Raw genomic sequence first — 21,508 nt, forward strand, 5'->3', positions numbered from 1 at the left:
ACCCCTCCGGGCACGGCGCGGGCGGCGATCCATTCGCCGGCGGTTGGCGCGATTCCAACCCGCTAATCGTAAGCAGCACTGTTCGGCTTACGTCCGTAGGAATGGTTTTCTATGGTTTTAGGAACGGCTGCCAATATGGACAGGGATTCCTATTCAGTTCGCCGCTGCCGGCCGAGGAATTAGACTACTGTCTGCGCACAAGTCAGGTCTAGCTTGGTCTAGTTCTAATCGGTACGCAACCACGATACGCCTAGATGCGTCAGCAGCGCCGTGACTACGGCCCAGATCATCAAGCTAGAGACCATCCAGAGTGCGGCTCGTTGCTGCTCTGAGCCCAGGGCCAGGCTCATGACCGCAGCCAAGTGAATCCCCGTCACGAGCGGTGCTGTCATAGCCAGACCGGGCAGACCGTAGCGCTCCCAGATCCGCATCGCGTGCGCCCCCCATTTCCGCTGAATGGGTCCGTAGCGCCGCTCCCAAGTGCGGAAAAGCGCAATGATCAGAAAGATCGGCAGAGCATTCCCGATCAATGCAGTGAGCGTAACCAGGGGCAGTGAGAGCCCCATGGCCGCGCCTGCGGGGATGACGATCAACAGCTCAATCCACGGTGTAGCGGCGAGTACGAAGATAAGCAAGTACTGGAGAAGCAGGTCCATGCAGAAGCCTCGTTCGGGCTACTTCTCGCTCGCCGGCCGGGCGGTCAGGGTCGCGGCTCTACCCGTGAGGATGAGTCGGCCGTCATCATCACCTATGTCGAAGGCGGTGACCGCGGTTAGGGCGTCGAGGAAGCTGCGCTCCAGCGCCATGAGCGGTTCCGGGCATGCCATCCGGGTGGTAGCGATCGCCCCGAAGGTTAGATTCTCGCCGGTCAGATGGAACTCGCCGTGGTAGCGGTTGCAGGGTACGGCACCGGCGATTTGGCCCTCTTCGCCGTCAAACTGCAGGGTGACCCGTGCGTGATCGGCCAGCGACTCTTCGGCGATCCGCTCCATCACCCACTCCTGGCCGGTGAGCAGTTCCAGCGGTTCGCCACCGCAGCCGTGCAGACCCTCTTGCCAGTCGCCATTCTGACCGGTCTGGCCGTTTTGGCTAAGTTGTTGGCTATGTTGTTGGTCATAGACGTGGAGGGTGACCGTATAGGGGTGCGGCATGCCGCTCATGCTATCGCGGCAGAGCTGCGCCTGGGCGGTCACCACGATGCGTTCTTCGCCATCGGCAGCTTGCCACTGGTGCACGGTCTCCACGAGCGCTCCCGTAAGGTCTGCCTGGGCGGCGCGCTCTGTTTCGATCTGCGGAATTTGTCGCGTGACCGGCTCCAGTGGAAGCACCCGCCGCGCAGTGCCGTAGTCGGTCAGCCAGACGACATGCCCCGACTGGATCTCCACATGCCAGCTCGGCTCTTGGCCGTAGGCGCGAAAGGGCAGTGCGGGGGAGGGGGCCGGTGAGCGACTCGCCGGAGCGGCCGTCTTATCGTCGGTATCGTCACCACTCCCTGCATTGGCCCCATCGGTTACATTGGCCTCAATGGCCTCGCCCCAGCCGCCGCCGAGCGCTTTGAAGAGAGTGGCGATAGCAGTTAAGCGATCCCGCACGGCGGCGACCTCGTTGAGCTGCGCCTCGAGCAGTGACCGCTCCGCATCGAGCAGCTGCAACCGCCCGATCAAGCCCTCGTCGTAGCGGATCTGCGCGATCTCCTGGGTCTCTTCCACCGCCTCGATCAACTCGCGCAGGGCGTCGATGCGCGCCGTACTGCTCTCATAGAGCACCATGGCATCGCGGATCTCGCGAAACGCTGCGGTGATGGTCGCCGTGTAGCGGGTCTCGGCCTGATCGCGCAGCGCCTCGGCGGTCTCAATACGGGCGCGACTGCGACCGAAGTCGAACAGCGGACCGCCGACTGAGGCACCGATCGTTCGCGTTTCGGACGCACCGGTGAACAGGTCGTCGATGTTCGGGGCGACGGTGCCGATCACGGCGCTGAGGCTAACGCGTGGCAGCCGGTTCGCCTCGGCCACGCCAATCTCAGCGGTGGCCGCGATCAGTCCTGCTTCGGCAGCACGGATGTCGGGGCGCCGGCGCACGATCTCGGCGGGGGCATCGGCCGGTGCTCCCGTCGGCACTCTTAAGTCGCGGAGCGAGTGATCGCCGAAGTCGAACTCGGCAAGAAAGGCGCCCGGTTCAGCGCCAATGAGCATAGCCAGCGCACTCTCCAGGGTCAGCACCTGCTCGCGCAGCGGCGGGATCTGTGCTCGGGCCGAGGCCAACTCGGAGCGGGCCTGGCGCAAAGCCAGCACGTCGGCCTCGCCCTCTTGGTAGCGAATCGCCTCCAGCTTCAGGGTGCGTTCACGCAGGGCAACACGCTCCTCGGCGATGACGAGCTGCTCCTCGGCCGCCCGCAGGCTGACGTAGGTCGTCACAACGTCGGCGGCGATATTCAGGCGCACGGCATCGCGACTGAAGGCCGATTGTTCCAGCATCGCCTCGGCCGCCTCACGCTGGCGCGCCAGCCGCCCCCAAAGGTCGACCTCGTAGCCGAGAATGCCGGAGAGCGAGAAGAGATTCCCGGTACCGGCCGCCTCGGGCAGCGGGCTGATCGTCTCGGGGCGACGCTCGCGTGCCGCCTCGGCCTGGGCGTTGAGCGTCGGCCGACGCTCGGCCTCAGCGAAGCCGAGGCGGGCGTGCGCCTCGCGAACCCGCTGGGCCTGGAGGCGGATATCGAGGTTCTCATCGAGGGCACGCGCCACCAGCTCATCGAGCAGTGGGTCGTCGAAGTGCGCCCACCAGCTGCGCCACACCTCGCCCTCGCGACCGGTGAACAGGTCGTGCTCCGGCCACTCCTGCGGCAGCTCGGTGACCGGCTGCTCATAGTCGGGGCCGAGTGCACAGCCGGCGCTCAGGAGGGCGGCAGCGGCCAAACCCAGCAGCTTATGCGGCCCCCAACGAAGCACATCTCGGCCGATGGTATGGTGCCTATCACGCTGCGTGGTAGTGGTATGGGAGGGGCGTGCACCGTGACGCCCAGCGTGCCGCTCCCCATTACACCGCACCCTGCAACAGGCCCGCAGCAGTGACTGAAGCAGTGCGTTTGATAGCTCCCTCGACATCAGCTTAGACATGAACTCAGACAGCGACTTAGATGGGGTCATGGGACTGCTCCTCTTCCCGGCGCTGGTTGTCGTGCCGCTCACTGCGTCGCTCACGGCGCCAGGTCGCTAGATCCTCCAGTAGCTTGTAGAACAGCGGGACAAAGAGCAGTGCCAGCGTGCTCGCCGCCACCATGCCACCGACAACCACGGTGCCGATGGCATGGCGGCTCACAGCGCCGGCCCCGGTAGCAAAGACCAGCGGCAGTGAGCCGATGATGAAGGTCATCGCCGTCATCATGATGGCCCGAAAGCGTTGCTGTGCCGCCGCCATTGCCGCCTGTGTCGACGACATCCCGGTACGGCGGTTCTGCGCGGCGAACTCGACGATGAGGATGGCGTTCTTCGCCGCCAGCCCGATCAGCACCAGCAGCCCGATCTGGAAGTAGATGTCGTTCGGGAAGCCGCGCAGCACCGAGGCCAAGGCCCCACCCAAGACCGCAAAGGGCACCGCGGTCACCACCGCCAGCGGCAGTGTTACGCGCTCATACTGCGCAACGAGGATCAGCACCACCATGATCAGCCCGAGGGCGAAGGCCAGCGCCCCGGTCGCCTCCGCAGCCTCAAGCTGATACGCCTCGCCGACCCAGCCTAAGGTGCCGTCATCACCGCCGAAGTGCTCACGCTCCAACGCCCGCAGCGCGTTCAGCGCATCACCCGTGGTGTAGCCGGGGGCGGGGTCGGCCATGATCTTGGTGGCGGTGAAGAGGTTAAAGCGATCGATCAGATCGGTCCCCTGCTGGCGCTCAATCGTCAGCAGGTTGCTGACCGGCAGCATTTCACCTTCATGATTGCGGACAAAGACGCGGTTGAGATCCTCCGGCTGGCTGCGGTAGTCGGCCTCGGCCTGCATATTGACCTGCCAGTTGCGCCCCAGGTAGGTGAAGTCGTTGACGTAGAGCGTCCCGAAGGTGCTCTGTAAGACGGTAAAGACCTCGTTGATCGGCACTCCGGCCGCCTTCGCCTTCTCGCGATCGATGGTCACCTCGTAGCGGGGCCGCTGGGCGTCGAATAGAACGTTGACGTTGGCCAGTTCAGGCTGTTCGTTGGCGAGCGCGGCAAAGCGCTGCGCGATGCGCTGGATCTCCTGCGGGGAGCGGTTTCCGGGCAGTTGCAGGTAGCCTTCGACCCCGCCGGTCAACGACAGCCCCATGATCGGCGGCGGGATAAAGGCGATGACGTTGCCCTCGGGCAGCTGCATCCCGACGCCCATGACGCGTTGAGCGATCGCCGCTGCTTGCTGCTCAGGCCGCCTGCGCTCGCTCCAGTCGGTCAGGTTGATGAAGAAGACCCCGGCGTTTGGCCGCAGCGATTGCGAGAGGATATCGAAGCCGCTGACACCAGCGACGTTGGCCACCTCGTCCATCGCCAGCAGGTGCCCGGCAAGCTCGCTGCTGAAGGCCTCGGTGCGGGCCAACGACGAGGCCGCCGGCAGCATCGGTGCGGCGAGCACCACGCCTTGATCCTCCTGCGGCACCAGGCCATCGGCCATGCGCGTGAGCAGCACGCCGGCCAGCGCAATAACGGCGAGAAAGAGCACCACGCCGGTGACGGTATGGCGCAGCAGGAAGCCGACCATCGAGACAAAGGCTCGCGTCACGGCCTCGAAGCCGCGATTGAACCAGCGCAGTGGCGCCCACGGCCGCCGCGGCGGCTTATCGAGCAGCAGGGCACAGAGCGCCGGGGTCAGGGTGAGTGCCACCACCGCGGAGACGACGATCGAGACGGCGATGGTGACGGCAAACTGCTGATAGAGCTCACCGCTGAGCCCACCGAGGAAGGCGACCGGGGCAAAGACGGCGACCAAGACCAGGGTCGAGGCGACCACCGCGCCGGAGACCTGCCCCATCGTCTCGACCGCCGCCGCGTAGGCCGATAGCCCCCGCTCCTTGATTAGCCGCTCGACGTTCTCCATAACGATGATGGCGTTATCGACCACCACGCCGATCGCCAAGATCAGCCCGAAGAGGGTCAGCAGGTTGATCGAGAAGCCAAACGCCTGCATACCGGCGAAGGTGCCAATCAGCGAGACGGGCACCGCGGTTAGCGGAATCAGTGCGCTGCGCAGTCGCTGCAGAAAGAGAAAGGTGACGGCGGCGACTAGGATGAGCGCGATCACCAGGGTGATGATGACCTCGCGGATCGAGGCCTCGATAAAGTCGGTCGTATCGTAGGGCAGGGCGTAGCTGAGCCCCTCCGGAAACTCCTCGGCCAACCCGGCCATGGTTTGTCGGACCCGCTCGGCGGTCTCGACGGCGTTGGCCCCCGGTTGCAGGTAGATCCCAACCGGCGACATCGGGCGGCCATCGAAGGTCGCCGAGAAGTCGTAGCTCTGCGCGCCGAGTTCAACACGTGCGACATCGCGCAGGCGCAGGGTGCGTCCATCCCCATCGCTGCGCAAGATCACCTGCTCGAACTCTTCGGGGCTGGAAAGACGCCCCGGGGCGCTGACGTTGAAGGTAAAGGCCTGCCCGGCAGGGGCCGGCTCACCGCCGATGCGCCCGGCAACGAACTGGGCGTTTTGCTCCCGCAGCGCCGCGGCGACATCGTTCGGGGTCAGTCGATAGGTCGCAAGCCGCTCCGGATGCAGCCAGATCCGCATCGAGTAGTCTTCGGCGCCGAAGAGCGAGGCCTCGCCGACGCCGGGAATCCGCTCCAGTTCATCGATGACGTTCAGCAGCGCGTAGTTGCTCATCTGCAACGAGCTCATGCTGCCATCGGGGGAGTAGAGGGCGAGTACCTGCAAGATGTTGGTCGAACGCGCCTCGACCTGAACACCGCGCTGCTGCACCTCCTGCGGCAGGCGGGGGAGGGCGCGCTGAACACGGTTATTGACGTTGATCTCGGCCCGATCGACGTCGGTCCCCATGGCGAAGGTGACCACGATCGAGACCATCCCGGCGTCGTTGCTGCGCGACTCGAGATAGATCATGTCATCGACGCCGTTGATCTCCTGCTCCAGCGGGGCGGCGACTGTATCGGCAAGGGCCTCGGCGCTGGCCCCCGGGTAGAAGGCGTTGACAACGATCTCCGGCGGGGTCACCTCCGGATACTGCTCCACCGGCAGGGTCGATAGGGCCGCCCCACCAAAGATCAAGATGACGAGCGAGATGACGGCGGAGAAGAGCGGCCGGTCGATGAAGAAGCGGAACATCAGCGCGCCTCCTCATGATGAGCGTTCTCACTGTTGTTGCCGTTCGCGCCACCCGCCGCATCACTCGCTTGAGTCGGGGCAACGGGACGACCGTCGAAGAGCCCGGCGTGGCCGCTGACAACAACCAGATCGCCGGCCTCAAGCCCGGAGCGGATCACCCGACCCTCCCGCGTGACGGGCCCGAGTTCCACCGGTCGGGCGCGTGCTGCCTCTGACTCGACGACGAAGAGCTGCGGCCCCTCAGGGCCCTCACCGACGATGCGCTCAGGAACCAGAAAGACCTCGTCTAAGGTATCGAGGACCACGTCCAGGCGGACGAACTGCCCTGGGATGATGGCGCCGTCGGGATTGGGAAAGATCGCCCGGGCGGAGACCGATCCGGTGCCGTGATCGATGGTGCTGGCGGTGAAGTCGATCTCACCGGGGTGCTCGTACTCGCTGCCGTCGGGCAGGCGCAGGGTGGCTGTGCGCCGAAAGGCAGCATCATCGCCCTCGGAGGCAGCGCGCGCGCGCCGTGCCGTGCGCTGGATGGCGGCATCGTCCTCCGGCAGGGCAAAGCGAACGTGCACCGGATCGTGCTGTACGATGCGCGTCAGCAGCGTACCGAGATCGACAAGACTGCCCTCGGGATACGCCTCCATGCTGGTTACACCGTCGACCGGGGCCTTGACGACGGTGTAGTCGAGTTGCAGGCGGGCTTGCGTGACTTGGGCCTGCGCTGCAGTCACCGCGGCACCGGCAAGGGCGTGCGCGGATTCGGCACTATCGCGCTCACGCTCGCTGACTGCATCGCGCTCGTAGAGGCGCGCAATGCGTCGCCACTCGCGCTCGGCCTTCTCCAGTTCGGCCCGCGCCAACTGCCGCTGCGCCAGCGCCTCTTCGAGGCGGGCCTCGAAGGGGGCTCGATCGATACGAAAGAGTGCATCACCGGCTTGCACCGGCTCGCCCTCGCGGTAGAGGCGCTCTTCCAAAATGCCGTTGATGCGGGCGCGCACCTCGACCTCCCGGGCACCGTGGACGCGGCCGGCATAGTCCCGCTGCAGCGGCACCGTACGCGGCTCGACGCGCTCTACGGCCACCTGGGCGGGTGGACGCTGCGCCCCCCCGTCCTCTCTCTCCTCGCTGCCGCAACCGGTCAACAGCAAGAGGCTTACGGTCAGGAGCCAAGCGCCCGGGGCGTAGCGCGGGATCTGTGGAATGCGGAACGCGGCCATGTCTGGCATCTCCGGTTGGGGTTCGAGTCGAGATTGGATCGAGACTCTGTGGTCGTTTGGGTGGCCGTTCAGGTGGTGGTTCGGGTCGTGGCGCCATTGGGCACTCACCGGCGGTCTCGGTGCGGCTCACTGCGCTCCCTGCTCCGGGCATCGGGCCTTAGGATGCCGTGCAGGATCACCTCAAGGGTGGCCTCGGCGCGCTCAACCAGCGCGCCGTCGTCGCCGGCTAGGCGGTGCTTAAAGGCGGCACCGAAGAGGGTGTTGCCGATGATGTCGGCGACGTCATCGAAGGAGAGCGCCCTTGCATCGCCGCGAGCGATTAAGGCGTCGTGGAGTGGTCGCCACTTCGCTCGCTCGCGCGCACTGTGAGCGAAGTAGATCGGTGGGGCCTGGGTGCGAAATTCGGCGCGTTCCTGGATGAAGAGCTCCACGACACCGGGGTAAGCATCAAAGAATTCGAGGTAGGCGTAGACCGCCGCTTTGAGCTTATCGAGTGGATCGCTGGTTGCCTCGACGCGCGCATCGATCGACTCGCTGAGCCGTTCGACGGCCCGCTGCACGGTGGCGAGGAAGAGTTCCTCTTTGCTGGAGAAGTGGCGGTAGATCGTGCCCTTGCCGACCCCGATCCGATCGGCGATCGCCTGAACGTCGGTGCTGGCGTAGCCGTGTTCGGCAAAGTACGGGCCGGCAGCGCGCAGGATCTGCTCTTTGCGCTCATCGGGCGGCAGGCGTGTGCGCTTCTTAGCGTGCGCTTGATCGCACTCACTCATGGGCAGGTCTGCTCTTTGCTGGGTTTCGGACGGACAAGTCCGTCCATTAGCGTTAGCGACCGATTTTGCCGCAGTGCGCTCGCGGAGTCAACGGCCTTTGTCTCGCCGCGGCAGCCCCCGCAAAGCGCGCAGCGGCTCAGTGGGGCCGGCATTCTTTGAGAGCGTTGGTTCCTGGGAGCGCCGGCGTCCTCGTCGGCATTAAATCGGCACAATTATTGCTTATAGCGATGACGAGACACTTCACGACTGAATCGAACCATCGCAAGGAGATCGCCGTATGCCAAAGATTACCTTTCGCCACGCCGAGTCTGGTGACACCACCGTGGATGCCGTCGCCGGTAGCCACCTGGAGCCGGTCCTGAAACTGGCGCAGCGCCATAACATCCCGATCGCGTTCGATTGCCAGGACGGTCAGTGCGGGAGCTGTCTGGTCTACGTCCACTATGGGCAGAGCAAAGGGAAGATGGCAGGTCCTTTGACCGATCGCGAGGAGCGGGTTTTGCTTGAGCTCGGCAAGATCACCCAAGCCGATATTGAGCGCATGCGCACCGATGACTTTCCAACCAATTGGCGCTTGATGTGCCAGATGGTGGTCCGCGAGGAGGACTTAGTCGTCGAGTACGGCGTTGCGTAAGAGGGCGTAGCCGCGGGCCAGTCCCGCGGCGCCCGTCAGTGCGAAACACCGAGTGAACCACAAGCAAAACGCGTGAGCACGTCGACAACCCGACGGTTTTCTAGCGGTTTTGACGGTTTGCGGCAATGGCTTGTAACAAAGGTGACAGTCGCGCAACAAAGTGGACAGCGCCTCGTGCTCCGCATGAGGCCTCTGAATAGATTGGCGAACAGATTCGCGACCAGCGGTTGCGGCGTGAAGGCGCGCAGCCACGTGGCGGGTGTTCTCGTGGTACGCTAAGCGCACAACGAGGAGCGCTCGCTAATGCGGTTGCTTGACCGTTTCGTTATTCATCTGCTCGCCTATTGGCAGCATCCCCGTGGCCGCCGGTACTGGGTGGCTGTTGGTCTGGTGGCGGTGCTGGTCTTTGCTAGTGCGCTCTTCGTCTACGCCACCGGGGGCATAAAGTACGTCTTCGCTCACTCGATGTACCTACCGATCCTGCTCGCCGGGGCCGTCTTCGGCTGGCTTGGCGGAGTCGTGGCGGGAATCGCCGGTGGTTTAGCACTCGGCCCGTGGATGCCGATCGATACCACTACGGGCGAGATGCAGGAGCCGCTTAACTGGATCTTTCGGGTAGGGCTCTTTGTCTTGGTGGGGCTGATTGTCGGGTTGTTGGTGGATGCGGTCGTTAAATTGCTCGGCCAAGATCCGGTCAGTGGTGCCCCCAGTCAGCTGCCGCTGCGCAACGATATACGCGAGCGCATCGACTCCCACGCCTCGGGTAAAGGCACGGACTTTTCTCTTATTTTGGTGGTCTTTGACAATCACTCCAGCCTGGTTAGCACCTTTGGCCCTGAGGTCGGCCTGCAGCTTGTGCGTGGTTTGGTCGAACGCCTGCAGAAAGCCGCCAACGGCCTCTCTAAGGTCTACCACATACACGGCGAGCACTTTGCACTGCTTTGTCGCAGTGATGCCGCTGGGCCGCTCCTGCGGCGCATCCATGAGAGTAGCCGCGAGCCGCTCAACGCCTCCGAAATCCCGCTCTATGTCAACTTGACCATCGGCCGAGCCGATTACCCGAGTCACGGCTGCGATCCCGATCAACTCATTCAGCGTGCCACAATCGCTGCCGACACCGCTAAGCGTCGCGGTGAGAGCGAGGTGGCTTACGATATTCGCTACGACTACACGAATCAGCAGAATCTGATCCTACTGAGCAGCTTCCGCAGTGCCTTGGCCTCCGAACAGGTCCGCCTTTACTATCAGCCGCAAATCGATCTGCGCAACGGACACGCCGTTATTGCAGTCGAGGCGCTGGTGCGGTGGCTCCATCCGGTCAGCGGGCTGTTGGCTCCAGGGGCCTTCGTGCCTCAAGTTGAGAAGACACATCTAATTCACGACCTAACCCGTTGGGTTATCGAGGCCGCGCTGCGTGATTTGCAGCGGTTTGAGGCGTACGGCTTGGGACTGAGAGTGGCGGTTAACGTCTCGACGCGTAACCTTCACGATCCGATGCTGCTGACGACGATCGACCACTGCCTGAAGGCGAGCGGTGTTGCCCCCGATCGGTTTGAACTCGAGGTGACCGAGTCGGCGGTACTGGCCGATCCCGATAAGGCGCAGCGCGTGCTGAACCAGGTCAGAGAGTGGGGCGTCGGTGTGGCCATTGACGATTTTGGCGCCGGCCAGACGAGTCTCGGCTATCTGAAGCGGCTGCCGGCCTCCTGTCTGAAGATCGATCGCTCCTTTATCGGCCAAATCGCCGACAATACGGCCGATCAGCGGATCGTTGAGAGTGTCGTCACATTGGCGCATCGACTCGACATGAAGGTTGTTGCCGAAGGCATTGAAGATGAAAGAACTCTGCTGCTGGTCGATGCATTGGGCTGTGACATCGCGCAAGGCTTTTTCATCGGCCGGCCGGGGCCGATTGAGCAGATCTTAGCTACGCTGGAGGGGGCCTGCGAAGAGCGGAGACGTGCTGCAGGGGCAGCAGATCTATGGTATACCGACGGGCGACCTGCTGCTGGTACGGAGTAATACGGCAGATGGGGCGTCGAAAGGAACTTCCGGAGAACCCGATAGGGCTGGCCCCGACGCCTGATCTTTCAACGAGCCGCCTCGTTCGAGGCGCACAAGTTTACGGAGGCAGACCGATGGCACAACAAGAGAAAGAAGAGAAGACACGGATGGCCGACGAGCGTATCGCACTGATCGTAGCTGGCTTTGCTGCGCTACTGACGGCCCTTGGGGCGACGGTGTTGAACTCCCTGCCGGTCGTCGCCGTCTTCGGCGGGCTGACTGTCTTGTCGCTCTTTTTCTTTATCGTAGCCTACTCAGTCCGCTAGGCAGGATGAGGCGTCCGTCGTGCTGTTGTTCTGGTGTCGCGTGAGGTGTGCCACCCCCGCTGCACCACCGAAATAGGGGCTGCGGCGGCGTCTAGGGCGATGACCTGGGACGATGACTGGGGCATTTGAGTCACAATGGATCTGCCCGAGCTGAGAATCCGGCTGCCGCAGTGGCTTCTCGATCAGCTCGGTGGCGCGTGGGAGCCACTGCCGAGCGCAGAGGCGCAGATGCGGTTTGTCATCGCCTTGGCCAGGGAGAATATTAGACAGGGCAGTGGGGGGCCCTTTGCGGCTGCGGTCTTCGACCCGCAGGGCAACCTGGTCGCCCCCGGCCTCAACATCGTCACCAGCAGCCGCTGCTCGATCATGCACGCCGAGATGTTGGCTCTGGCTTTAGCACAGCAGCGGCTTGGTAGCCACGACCTAAGCGATGGCGGGCGTCGGCACCTCACATTGGTGGCCTCGGCCGAACCCTGCGCGATGTGCTTGGGTGCTATCCCTTGGTCCGGCGTCGCTCGCCTTGTCGTCGGCGCCCGCGACGAGGATGTGCGTGCTATCGGCTTTGATGAGGGCGCAAAACCGGAGCACTGGAGTGCTGCGCTCGCAAGCCGGGGGATCGAAGTCGAACGGGATCTGTTGCGCGCCGAAGCCATCGCAGTGCTCCGCGCCTACTCGGAGGCGGGGGGAGCGATCTATTAAGCGATACAAAGCGACTTCGCCGCCGAGTTCCTGGTGAGCATAAGGGAGCCTCGACGGAGGTAAGAGCACGCGCACCCACTCTTGCCTCGCACCTCCGGGGGTGCGCAAGGATTGACATAGGGTCATCACCTAATCAGCTTCACTGCTGCCCCCGCCCCCGAATAGCTGTTCAACCGGGAAGCCCAGGATCAGATTCCCCCAGTGGTTGCCGGCGACAAAGACCGGAAGGGCGAGGTCACCTAAGACCTCTCCAGTGTCGCGCAGATTGATTTGGATCAAAAATGGCTGCCGATTGCGTGCACGATTGATCTCGACTCCGAGGGCATTAAAGAGGCGCATATGACGGCTTCGCGCGATGTCAGTATCGCGGTTGTGGCTCGGTTCGTGCGAGAGCCAGCGGTGGTGAACCGGTAGATAACCGTTTGCATCCACCAGGGTGCTGTAGCTCGCTCCATCGAAGTCTTTAATCGTCTCGTCAATGGCATCCTGCATAGCTTGGCGCATCGCATCAAGGTAGCTGACCCGATACTTGGGCGGGTCGGTATCGGGTACCTTCTGGTAGTTGCGGTCGAAAATATCGGCACCCTGCGCATAGAGGCTCTCTAGCATCTCCTGCAGCCGATCACGGCTCCTTTCGCGGCGCTCTAATAATGCCTCCAGCGGTCCGTGCCCCGTGCGGACTCGACACAACTGGGCAAGATTACTCTCAAGAGTCTCTTGCAGGCGCCTTGATGAGTCGTCCGAAGAGGCCGCCTCAGCCTGCAAGGAATCACCCAGCTCCTTGATGTGATTGGCGTTGTCGTGGATTGAGCGGTTCGTGTAGGTGAGCTCCTCCATGGCCGTGCCGATCTGCTCGATTTCGGCATAGTTGTGTTCCGAATCGTGCAAGAGGTGACGGAACGTCTCGGTTGCCTGACTGAGCACCTCTTGCGCATCGCTGGTATGCTGCGCAATATCGGCCGCACCGGCCGAGGCACTCTCAACCAGCGCATTCATTTGATCGAGCGTCTTGCGGATCTCATTATTCGATTCAGAGACCTTGTTGGCGAGCGAACGAACCTCTTCGGCGACCACCGTAAAGCTCGCCCCCGACTCCCCGGCGCGCGCCGCCTCAATAGCCGCATTGAGCGCGAGCAGGTTAGTCTTTTTCGAGAAGTCGTGGACCATTTCGGAGATTCGCGCAATGTTTTGGGACGACTCCGATAACTGCCCAACATGCTCACGAAAGCTAGCGACCCGCTGATAGGCGCGATCCAATCCATCGCTGGCTGAATCCAGGCGCTGGCCGGTATCGCGGGCGATCTCTACGGCTTTACGATTCGACTCCGATAAGCCTTCGGTGCGCCTAGCGATATCGGTCAGTGCCTGGCTGCTCTCCTCGGAGGCGCTGAAGATGCAGCTGGCGATCTCGACCTGCCGATCGGCATTGTAGCGGGCCATCTTTACGATCTGGCGCAAGCGCGCACCGACAAAGGCCGCCCGCAGCGAGCCGCCGCGAACCTTCTCTAGCAGTAGGCGGCTCGCGCGCCGCTCTCGCTCCTTAACCAGGTGGGCAGGATCTTGGCGAGAGGGTGGGGTCAGATCGAGCAATTCGCCATTGCCATCTCCGTTCTCAGAGCGCGGAACGGACGGCTCTTGACTTAAGCTTGGGGGGTGTAATTTAGATTTTTTTGAAAAAAACATAGCAAACCTTGAAATTCCTATTCGCGGGACTTCACTTCAATACCCCATCGTCTAACAGGGTAAACAAGGAGCCGACTTTGCGATTGATCATAGCATGCAATCTCCTCCTTTGTGGTCTTGCCCTTGCCGCATTCCGCTTCCAGCCCGGTCCATTGTGCTCCAGAAGAACCGGCAGGTCGTCCTTGCCGTCCTTCTCCATAATTGGCTTGGATGGTGCGTTCTCCACGAAAACCCCCGGTTGCTGGGACAGGTTGTAGTGGGGTATGCTGATTTCGTGGATAACAGTATGTGCCGAGGATGCGCAATTCCACATGTCCGATCAATCGTACCCACTCCGACTGCGTTGCTGCCCTCACTTCGGTACCAGCGAAGAGACAGCCGACTCCGCGGACTCCACGATGCCTCCATGTCCCTTATGTCCCCGCGGCTTCCCAGTCGCCTGATCATCCTCCTCCTGGTGGCTGCCCTCTGGCTGACTGCCTGCGGCGAGACGAATCAGGGCGATCACGTCGAAGAGGCCGAACGTGGTGTCCCGGTAGCCGCCACCGAGGTCCGGCCCCGGGATCTGTCGCGTAGCCTCACCCTTTCTGCCACTGTTGAACCCCGGGTCGTCGTCCGCCTGGCCAGCCGCACTCAGGGCACCATCGACCAGGTGCATGTGGAGGCGGGCGACCGGGTCGACCGAGGTGATCTGCTGCTGGAGCTGGATCTCTCCGAACATCGAGCCGAGCTGGCCCGGACCCGGGCCCAGGAAGAGGAGGCTCAGCTGGAATACGACCGCAGCCAGCAACTGCGTGGCAAGGGTGTGGTCAGTGATGCCGATTTCCAGCGGGCTCGGGTGGCCCTGCAGATCCATCGCAGCCAGCGTCAGCTCTGGGAAACCCGCATCGCCTACGGCCGGGTGATGGCCCCGCGGGATGCCGTGATCACCGACCGCTTCGTGGAACCCGGCGAGGCGGTGGAGGCTCAGGATATCCTGTTTGAGCTGGCGGCCATGGATGAACTGGTGATGCGCCCCGGCGTCTCCGAGATGGACGTGGTGCACCTGGAGGTGGGCCAGAGCCTTCCCATCACCCTGGATGCCTTGCCCGATGAGCCCCTGGAGGGGCGTATCCGCCGCATCTTCCCCATGGCCCAGACGGGCAGCCGTCTGGTGACCGTCGAAGTGGCACTGCCCGCCGATGCCACCGAGCGGGGTGTGCGCCCCGGTTTTCTCGGGCGCATTGCCACCCGCGTGGATGCTCGGCCCGAGGCCCTGGCTATTCCGGCAGCGGCCATCGGCGAGGAGGGCGATGAGCGCTACGTGTATCTGATTCGCGATGAGCGCCTGGAACGTCGCACCATCGACATCGGTGTGAGCCGGGGCCAGTGGACCGAGGTGCTGGAGGGCCTGGAGGCTGGTGATGTGATCCTGGCCACCAATCCCATCGACATGAGTGACGGTACCCGCGTGCGCATCGTCGGGTGGCGGGGATGAATCTGTCCCATCTGTCCATCCGCCGGCCGGTCGGGACCCTGGCGCTGGCTTCGGTGGTGTTCGTGCTGGGACTGTTCTTCGTGGACCGGCTGCCCATCGACCTGTTGCCCAATATCGAATATCCCCATATCCGCGTGACGGTGAACCACCCGGGCGTGGCCCCGGAGGTGATGGAGGAGCAGGTCACCCGGGTGCTGGAGCGCAACCTGGCGGCCACCGAAAACCTCACCCGCATCTACAGTCGGGCCTCGGAGGGGCGCACCAACGTCAACCTGCTGTTCGAGTACGGCACCAACCTGGACCTGGCCCTGCAGGACGCCTCGCGGTATCTGGAGCTGGCCCGCACCCAGTTGCCACCGGATATCGAGCCCCCCCGACTGTACAAGTTCGACCCCTCCCAGGATCCGGTCTGGCAGGCGGGTTTCAGTTCCACGGTGCGCTCCGAGGTGGAGGTGCGCGACTGGGTCGAGAATCGCCTGGCGCCCCAGTTGCTGGCCATTCATGGCGTCTCCGGCGTCGAGGCGGCCGGGGGCATGGTGCGCGAGATGGAGGTGATCGTCGACCAGCTGCGGCTGCGATCCTATGGCCTGACCATGAAGGATCTCATCGACACCCTTGAGGCGGAGAACGTGGATATCGCCGCCGGCTGGGTGACCGGTGAGCGCTTTGATGTGATGGCCAAGACGGATGGGCTGTTCACCTCGGTAGCGGACATCGAGAACGTCCTCATCGATCTGCCGGGGGATCGCGGTGAGCGTATCCGCCTGTCGGATGTGGCCAGCGTGCGGGACGGACAGCGGGAGCAACGGCTGTTCGTGCGCCTCAATGGCACCCCGGCGGCGCAGATCTCCGTGTTCAAGCTGCCCGAGGCCAACACGGTGGAGGTGGTGGATCAGGTGCAGGCCACCCTGGCGCGCCTGGAACGATCCGGTTACATCCCCGAGGACATCGCCTACCAGGCGACCACCGATCCGGCCTTCTTCATTCGCGGTGCCATCGGCAGTGTGGCCACGGCGGCCATCCTGGGCGGGGTGCTGGCCATGCTCATGGTGTTGCTGTTCCTGGGGAGCCTGCGCAAGGGGTTCGTGATCGGGTTGTCCATCCCCATCGCCATCATGGCGGCGTTTGCCCTGATGGGGGCCAGCGGCCTTACGCTCAACATCATCAGCCTGGGTGGGCTCGCCCTGGGGGTCGGCCTGCTGGTGGACAATGCCATCGTCATGCTGGAGAACATCTACCGGCACCGGGAGCAGTTGGGTAAGTCCTCCCGGGGGTCGGCCCTGGATGGCTCCCGCGAGGTGGTCTCGGCCATTACCGCCTCCACCCTCACCAACCTGGCGGCGGTGCTCCCCTTTTTGCTCATCACGGGTATCGCGGCGCTGATCTTCAGGGACCTGATCCTCACCATCGCCTTTGCCATCATCGCCACCCTGGCCGCCGCCCTGACCCTGGTGCCGATGCTGGCAGCCCTGCTGGGTGAGGTGCGATTCACGAGCGGTCTGGAGCACAGCCGTCCACTGCGTGCCTTCAATCGAGGAATCGGCCATCTGCGGCGTGGCTATCGACGCCTCCTGCCCCGGGTATTGCGTTGGCGTTGGGCGGTGGTGGGGCTGGCCGGCACGGCCCTGGTGGGGGGCTGGCTGGTTTCCACGCAGCTGGGTAATGAGTTTCTGCCTCAGGTGGATGACGGCAATGTGGGCGTGCGCATGGTGCTACCGCCGGGGACGCCGCCTCAGGAGACCGATGCGGCGGTGCGCCAGATCGAGCAGCGTCTGCAGGATCTGCCCCATGTGGAAACGGTGTTCAGCATGGTGGGTGGGCATCTGAGCGGGGGCATCATCAACGAGCGACCCGGTACCGCCAACCTGCGTGTGCAACTCACGCCCGCCCGGGATCGCCCCGGCACCTCGGCGGGTGAGTGGGTGGCCGATGCCCAGCAGGCACTGGATGAGCTGGATCTGCCGGGGGCCCGCATTACTGTGCGCCCCCCCTCCATTCCCGGGCTGCGATTCGGCACCGGTGACGCGGATCTGGAGGTGGGCATCGTCGGCGAGGATCTGGATCAGCTGCAGCGACTGGCGGGGGAGGTGAGCGCCCGACTGGAGGGCATCGCAGGTCTGGAAGGCGTGGAGGTGGGGCGCGAGGACCGCAGCCCGCTGCTGCGGATCATCGTCGATCGGGAACGGGCGGCGGACCTGGGGCTGCGTGTCTCGGAAGTGGGCGGGGCCATTCGCGACGCCGTGGACGGCGCCGTTCCGACGCGTTTTCTCACCCAGAATCAGGAGTACGATGTGCGCGTGCGTCTGCCCCAGGAGATGGTGGCCGACACCGAGGCCCTGGGGGGCATGCTGCTGTTCCGCCAGGCGGGTGAGCCGGTCCTCCTGCGCGACGTGGCGCGGTTTGAACTGGGCGAGGGACCGGCCCATATCGAGCGGGAAAACCAGAGCCGCATCGCCCGGGTGAACGGGGACATCAACACGGCCGTGGCGGACACCGGCACCATCATGGCGCAGGTGGAAGAACGCCTGGCGGATCTGGAACTGCCGGATGATTACAGCCTGATCTTCTCGGGCCAGTGGGAGACCATCCAGGAGACCCAGCGGGAGTTGCTGACCGTGGTATTGCTGGCGGTCTTTCTGGTGTTCGTGGTGCTGGCGGTGCAGTACGAGCGCCTCAGCAATCCCCTGGTGATCCTGTCGGCGGCGCCCCTGTCGCTGGTGGGGGTGGTGAGCATATTGTGGCTCACGCAGACGCCCCTATCGGCACCGGTGATGATTGGTGTGGTGTTGCTGATCGGCATCGTGGTGAACAACGCCATCCTTTTGGTGGAGTACATCGAGATCGGTCGACGGGTGCAGGGGCTGGGGTTGGCCCGCGCCGTGGTGCGCGCCGGCGGCGTCCGCCTGCGGCCCATCCTGATGACCACATCGACCACCGTGCTGGGCATGACACCGCTGGCTACCGGCATGGGTTCGGGCACGGAGATCATGCAGCCCCTGGCCCTGACAGTGATCGGGGGGTTGCTGGTGTCCATGCTGCTGACGTTGCTTGTGGTGCCGTGCCTGTATCTGATCCTGGGAGGGGCTGCGCAGGGGATGAAACGGATGCTGATGGGGCACGCCGACCCCTCATCCCCTGGTCCCTCCACTACCGCAGGATGATCAACGGAATCGGCGAGCGCATGATCATGTTGGTGGTGGTGCTCCCCACAAACCAGCGCCGTAGCCGGGAGTGGCCGTAGGCCCCCATGGCCAGCAGATGGATGTCGTGTTCCTGGCGGTAGGCGCAGACCGCTTCAGCCACATCACCGGTGCGGATCTGTGCGTGTACATCGAAGCCATTTTGAGCCAGGGTGCCGCGGGCGTTGTCCAGGCGTGAGCGGTTTTCCTGATTGTCGTCGCCCACCATCAGAATATGGGCCTCCAGTCCCTTGAGCAGTGGGCTCTCAGAGACTTTTTCCACCACGGTATGCGCCGTGGCGCTGCCATCGTAGGCGATCAGGAAACGCTCCGGCTCCCGGTATTCCAGAGGGGCCACCAGCACGCCGCGCTTCAGGGTGCGGATGATGCTCTCCAGGTGGCTCCCCACGTGCTGTTTGAGCATGTCGCCATCCTTGCCCTGCTTGCCCACCACGACCAGACGAGCCTCCTCCTGGATATCGTCCAGGGCGGCGGTGACGCCATCATTGCGCAGCAGGCTGCCGGGGTCGGCGACGCCATTGGCGCGAACCCGTTCCAGCGCATCGTGCAGGATGGCGCGCCCCTGTTCCCGCAGCAGCTTGCCGCGCTGCTCCTCGGCCTCCACCATCTGCTTCAGCAGGGCCTCGCGACTCCCCAGACTGAGGTTGCCGCTCAGGTCGCGCTGGGCGTCCGCATGAGGGTTGTGGATCACATGCAGCAGTGTAAGTGGCGAGTTCATGCGCCGGCTTGCCCAGGCGGCGTGATCACACACGGACAACGATGAGCGAGAGCCATCAATACAGGCAATGACCTTGTTCATAGGGGCATCCTCCAGCAGGTTAGTGGCCCATGAGCCGGTCAGCGGCATCGGCCTTGTCGTGTGCGGCGTGACGGTCGACGATGGTAGCGGTGGCTTCATTCATGCCGATGATCTCCACCTCGACACCTTCACGACGGAAGTTGATGACCACGCGGTCAAGGGCGGCCACGGAACTGATGTCCCAAAAATGTGCACGGGACAGATCGATGGTCACCTTATCCAGATCCTCCCGGAAATTGAACGCTTGCATGAACTTCTCCGTGGAGGCGAAGAAGACCTGCCCATACACACGATAGGTGCGGTGCAGGGTGTGTTCATCCGGGCGGGTGTCGGTGTCGGCGCCCACGAACATGAACTGGCTGACCTTGTTGGCGAAGAACAGGGCTGCCAGCAACACGCCCGACAGCACGCCCAGGGCCAGGTTGTGGGTGAACACGGTGACCGCCACGGTGGTGATCATGACGATGTTGGTGCTCAGCGGGTGATCCTTCATGTTCTTGATGGAGGTCCAGCTGAAGGTGCCGATAGCCACCATGATCATCACCGCCACCAGTGCGGCCATGGGGATGATGCCCAGGATCGGACTGAGAAAGACCACCATGATGAGCAGATAGATGCCCGCCATGAAGGTGGATAACCGCCCCCGGCCACCGGATTTGATGTTGATGACCGATTGCCCGATCATCGCGCACCCCGCCATGCCGCCGAAGCTGCCGGCCACGATATTCGAGATGCCCTGACCCTTGCACTCGCGGTTCTTGTCGGTGCGGTTGTCGGTGAGGTCATCGACGATGTTCTGGGTCATCATGGATTCCAGCAGGCCCACCACGGTCAGTGCCAGGGCGTAGGGCAGGATGATCCACAGGGTTTCCAGGTTCAGCGGGATGTCCGGCCAGAGGAAGACGGGTAGGGTGTCGGGCAGTTCGCCCATGTCGCTGACCGTGCGGATGTCCAGATTCAGCAGCCAGGCCAGAAGGGTGAGTACCACGATGGTCACCAGGGGCGAGGGGATAGAGCGGGTCAGGTAGGGGAACAGATAGATGATGGCCAGCCCCAGGGCAGTCATGGCGTAAACATGCCAGGTGACGCCGGTGAGTTCGGGGAGTTGCGCCAGGAAGATCATAATGGCCAGTGCGTTGACGAACCCTGTCATCACCGAGTTGGAGATGAAGCGCATGTAGCGCCCCACCTGCAGATAGCCTGCGATGACCTGCAGCATGCCAGTCAATATGGTAGCGGCCAGCAGGTATTCCAGCCCATGTTCCTTCACCAGGGTGATCATGAGCAGGGCCATGGCCGCGGTGGCCGCCGAGATCATGCCGGGTCGGCCGCCGGTGAAAGCGATGACGACCGCGATGCAGAACGAGGCGTACAGACCCACCTTGGGGTCCACACCCGCGATGATGGAAAAGGCAATGGCTTCCGGGATCAGGGCCAGGGCAACCACCAGGCCGGAGAGCATGTCACCGCGTATATTGGAAAACCATTCCTGCTTGATGCGGGTGAGGTTCATGGATGATGTCCTATGACTGCGAATTCGTTGTCGGCCGGGCCCGGATCATTGCCAAAAGACGCCACGGTGGCCCCGTCTGTAATGATCGGGGCCGCGACGTACGCGGCTGAAACGGTCTTGTCAGGGCGTTTCTGCGAGGGGGCGTTGCGCGAGCGTGGCCGGGATCCAGTGTTCCAGCGACACGGTCCTCAGGGGGGCCGTGGGCGGCAAATGAAAAAGAGGCCGAAGTCTACACCGCAGGTAGGGCTTTGGCCAGCTTTTTATCTGCTCCTCCTGCACCACCCCATACCTTCACGGAGGGCGGACTCTGGTCGAGATCCAAACGGGCAGCTAGACTCAAGGTATGGGACGAACGCACGCCATCGTTGTCTTGCTCCTGATCGTCGCCCTGGGCACGGCGCCCTGGGTGCACGCCTGTCATGCCCTGGAGCGCGCAGCCGGGTCGGCGGGCGACGACGCCGCCACACATCTGGGCGATGTCCGGGGCGAAGCGCAGGGCACTGCGGAGGAGGGCCGGCACGACGGGCATGGGCCGCCTGAGCCGGAGAGCTCGCTACACGGTACCGCGTGTGCCTATCATCAAGGTGCTTCGCCTTCGGCCCATGGGGATCCGCCCTATACAGCTTCGCACAGCGATCAACACGCCCCCACTGACTGTCACCACGCCGCGGCGACCGATGCGAGCACCGCGAGTGGTTGCTCCGATGACGGTGAGCTCTCCTCCGGCGGCTGCAGCCACTGCAACGCCTGCTGTGCCGCGGCTATAAGCGATCTATCGGCCACGGCTTCCTCCATGGCGCTCCCCACCGATCACGGGGCGTACCCCGATTTGCCGCCGCATCTTCGGCAAGAACCGGACCCTCCTAGACCGTACCTCGGCTGATTCGCAGTC

Annotated in this window: 16 protein-coding genes; 7 read left to right on the forward strand and 9 right to left on the reverse strand. The window is 63.6% G+C overall.

Annotation, left to right across the window (positions count from 1 at the left end; translation table 11 throughout):
• Positions 1 to 224 precede the first annotated feature (224 nt).
• From CKO15_RS04485 to CKO15_RS04505, 5 genes are all read right to left on the reverse strand, one after another.
• Positions 225 to 656 carry a small multi-drug export protein gene (locus tag CKO15_RS04485; protein WP_200192941.1) on the reverse strand — a complete coding sequence of 144 codons (432 nt, stop codon included), beginning with the start codon at positions 654 to 656 and terminating at the stop codon, positions 225 to 227.
• Between the two features lie 18 nt (positions 657 to 674).
• Positions 675 to 2,948, reverse strand: coding sequence for an efflux transporter outer membrane subunit (locus CKO15_RS04490; RefSeq protein WP_338035993.1), 2,274 nt, complete (start codon positions 2,946 to 2,948; stop codon positions 675 to 677).
• A 184-nt stretch (positions 2,949 to 3,132) separates the two neighbouring features.
• Positions 3,133 to 6,297: an efflux RND transporter permease subunit gene (locus CKO15_RS04495; protein ID WP_200192945.1), complete on the reverse strand. Its 3,165-nt coding sequence runs from the start codon at positions 6,295 to 6,297 to the stop codon at positions 3,133 to 3,135.
• The gene (locus CKO15_RS04500) at positions 6,297 to 7,511 is read right to left on the reverse strand and encodes an efflux RND transporter periplasmic adaptor subunit (RefSeq protein ID WP_200192947.1); all 1,215 of its coding nucleotides are present in this window, start codon (positions 7,509 to 7,511) and stop codon (positions 6,297 to 6,299) included. Before CKO15_RS04500 ends, CKO15_RS04495 begins: the two co-directional genes overlap by 1 nt.
• Positions 7,512 to 7,615: 104 nt before the next feature.
• The gene (locus CKO15_RS04505; protein WP_200192949.1) at positions 7,616 to 8,281 is read right to left on the reverse strand and encodes a TetR/AcrR family transcriptional regulator; all 666 of its coding nucleotides are present in this window, start codon (positions 8,279 to 8,281) and stop codon (positions 7,616 to 7,618) included.
• 277 nt (positions 8,282 to 8,558) lie between these two features.
• On the opposite strand from CKO15_RS04505, the gene CKO15_RS04510 reads away from it, so the two are divergent.
• From CKO15_RS04510 to CKO15_RS04525, 4 genes are all read left to right on the forward strand, one after another.
• Entirely contained in the window at positions 8,559 to 8,915 is a 357-nt protein-coding gene (locus CKO15_RS04510; protein ID WP_200192951.1) for a 2Fe-2S iron-sulfur cluster-binding protein, read from the forward strand.
• A 303-nt stretch (positions 8,916 to 9,218) separates the two neighbouring features.
• Positions 9,219 to 10,937 carry a bifunctional diguanylate cyclase/phosphodiesterase gene (locus CKO15_RS04515; protein WP_200192953.1) on the forward strand — a complete coding sequence of 573 codons (1,719 nt, stop codon included), beginning with the start codon at positions 9,219 to 9,221 and terminating at the stop codon, positions 10,935 to 10,937.
• A 116-nt stretch (positions 10,938 to 11,053) separates the two neighbouring features.
• Positions 11,054 to 11,245 (forward strand): hypothetical protein, encoded by a 192-nt coding sequence (locus CKO15_RS04520; protein WP_200192955.1) that lies wholly within the window; start codon positions 11,054 to 11,056, stop codon positions 11,243 to 11,245.
• Positions 11,246 to 11,380: 135 nt separating this feature from the next.
• On the forward strand, positions 11,381 to 11,944 hold the full coding sequence (locus CKO15_RS04525) for a nucleoside deaminase (protein ID WP_200192957.1): 564 nt from the start codon (positions 11,381 to 11,383) through the stop codon (positions 11,942 to 11,944).
• 129 nt (positions 11,945 to 12,073) lie between these two features.
• Here CKO15_RS04525 and CKO15_RS04530 read toward each other — a convergent pair whose 3' ends face one another.
• Together CKO15_RS04530 and CKO15_RS14660 are read right to left on the reverse strand one after the other, a co-directional pair.
• Positions 12,074 to 13,534 (reverse strand): methyl-accepting chemotaxis protein, encoded by a 1,461-nt coding sequence (locus CKO15_RS04530; protein ID WP_200192959.1) that lies wholly within the window; start codon positions 13,532 to 13,534, stop codon positions 12,074 to 12,076.
• Between the two features lie 124 nt (positions 13,535 to 13,658).
• A complete protein-coding gene (locus CKO15_RS14660) occupies positions 13,659 to 13,940 on the reverse strand; it encodes an arsenic metallochaperone ArsD family protein (protein WP_200192961.1) in 282 nt (93 codons plus the stop codon).
• Between the two features lie 102 nt (positions 13,941 to 14,042).
• Between CKO15_RS14660 and CKO15_RS04540 the strand changes: the two genes are divergently transcribed.
• Together CKO15_RS04540 and CKO15_RS04545 are read left to right on the forward strand one after the other, a co-directional pair.
• Positions 14,043 to 15,104 carry an efflux RND transporter periplasmic adaptor subunit gene (locus tag CKO15_RS04540; protein ID WP_200193035.1) on the forward strand — a complete coding sequence of 354 codons (1,062 nt, stop codon included), beginning with the start codon at positions 14,043 to 14,045 and terminating at the stop codon, positions 15,102 to 15,104.
• A complete protein-coding gene (locus CKO15_RS04545) occupies positions 15,101 to 18,265 on the forward strand; it encodes an efflux RND transporter permease subunit (protein ID WP_200192963.1) in 3,165 nt (1,054 codons plus the stop codon). The genes CKO15_RS04540 and CKO15_RS04545 overlap by 4 nt, the downstream gene beginning before the upstream one ends.
• Here the strand turns inward: CKO15_RS04545 and CKO15_RS04550 are convergent.
• Together CKO15_RS04550 and CKO15_RS04555 are read right to left on the reverse strand one after the other, a co-directional pair.
• Positions 18,252 to 19,103: a universal stress protein gene (locus CKO15_RS04550; RefSeq protein WP_200192965.1), complete on the reverse strand. Its 852-nt coding sequence runs from the start codon at positions 19,101 to 19,103 to the stop codon at positions 18,252 to 18,254. The genes CKO15_RS04545 and CKO15_RS04550 overlap by 14 nt on opposite strands.
• A 19-nt stretch (positions 19,104 to 19,122) precedes the next feature.
• On the reverse strand, positions 19,123 to 20,616 hold the full coding sequence (locus CKO15_RS04555; RefSeq protein ID WP_200192967.1) for a SulP family inorganic anion transporter: 1,494 nt from the start codon (positions 20,614 to 20,616) through the stop codon (positions 19,123 to 19,125).
• Between the two features lie 343 nt (positions 20,617 to 20,959).
• Between CKO15_RS04555 and CKO15_RS04560 the strand changes: the two genes are divergently transcribed.
• Positions 20,960 to 21,499, forward strand: coding sequence for a hypothetical protein (locus tag CKO15_RS04560; protein WP_200192969.1), 540 nt, complete (start codon positions 20,960 to 20,962; stop codon positions 21,497 to 21,499).
• Positions 21,500 to 21,508: the final 9 nt, after the last annotated feature.

The sequence above is a fragment of the Halorhodospira abdelmalekii genome (assembly GCF_016583625.1).
Taxonomy (GTDB): domain Bacteria; phylum Pseudomonadota; class Gammaproteobacteria; order Nitrococcales; family Halorhodospiraceae; genus Halorhodospira; species Halorhodospira abdelmalekii.

Bases quoted from the DNA above. Each gene is read 5' to 3' on its own strand.
- CKO15_RS04485 (WP_200192941.1), bottom strand. From the start codon at position 656: ATGGACCTGCTTCTCCAGTACTTGCTTATCTTCGTACTCGCCGCTACA.
- CKO15_RS04495 (WP_200192945.1), bottom strand. From the start codon at position 6,297: ATGTTCCGCTTCTTCATCGACCGGCCGCTCTTCTCCGCCGTCATCTCG.
- CKO15_RS04500 (WP_200192947.1), bottom strand. From the start codon at position 7,511: ATGGCCGCGTTCCGCATTCCACAGATCCCGCGCTACGCCCCGGGCGCT.
- CKO15_RS04505 (WP_200192949.1), bottom strand. From the start codon at position 8,281: ATGAGTGAGTGCGATCAAGCGCACGCTAAGAAGCGCACACGCCTGCCG.
- CKO15_RS04510 (WP_200192951.1), top strand. From the start codon at position 8,559: ATGCCAAAGATTACCTTTCGCCACGCCGAGTCTGGTGACACCACCGTG.
- CKO15_RS04515 (WP_200192953.1), top strand. From the start codon at position 9,219: ATGCGGTTGCTTGACCGTTTCGTTATTCATCTGCTCGCCTATTGGCAG.
- CKO15_RS04520 (WP_200192955.1), top strand. From the start codon at position 11,054: ATGGCACAACAAGAGAAAGAAGAGAAGACACGGATGGCCGACGAGCGT.
- CKO15_RS04525 (WP_200192957.1), top strand. From the start codon at position 11,381: ATGGATCTGCCCGAGCTGAGAATCCGGCTGCCGCAGTGGCTTCTCGAT.
- CKO15_RS14660 (WP_200192961.1), bottom strand. From the start codon at position 13,940: ATGTGGAATTGCGCATCCTCGGCACATACTGTTATCCACGAAATCAGC.
- CKO15_RS04540 (WP_200193035.1), top strand. From the start codon at position 14,043: ATGTCCCCGCGGCTTCCCAGTCGCCTGATCATCCTCCTCCTGGTGGCT.
- CKO15_RS04545 (WP_200192963.1), top strand. From the start codon at position 15,101: ATGAATCTGTCCCATCTGTCCATCCGCCGGCCGGTCGGGACCCTGGCG.
- CKO15_RS04550 (WP_200192965.1), bottom strand. From the start codon at position 19,103: ATGAACAAGGTCATTGCCTGTATTGATGGCTCTCGCTCATCGTTGTCC.
- CKO15_RS04555 (WP_200192967.1), bottom strand. From the start codon at position 20,616: ATGAACCTCACCCGCATCAAGCAGGAATGGTTTTCCAATATACGCGGT.
- CKO15_RS04560 (WP_200192969.1), top strand. From the start codon at position 20,960: ATGGGACGAACGCACGCCATCGTTGTCTTGCTCCTGATCGTCGCCCTG.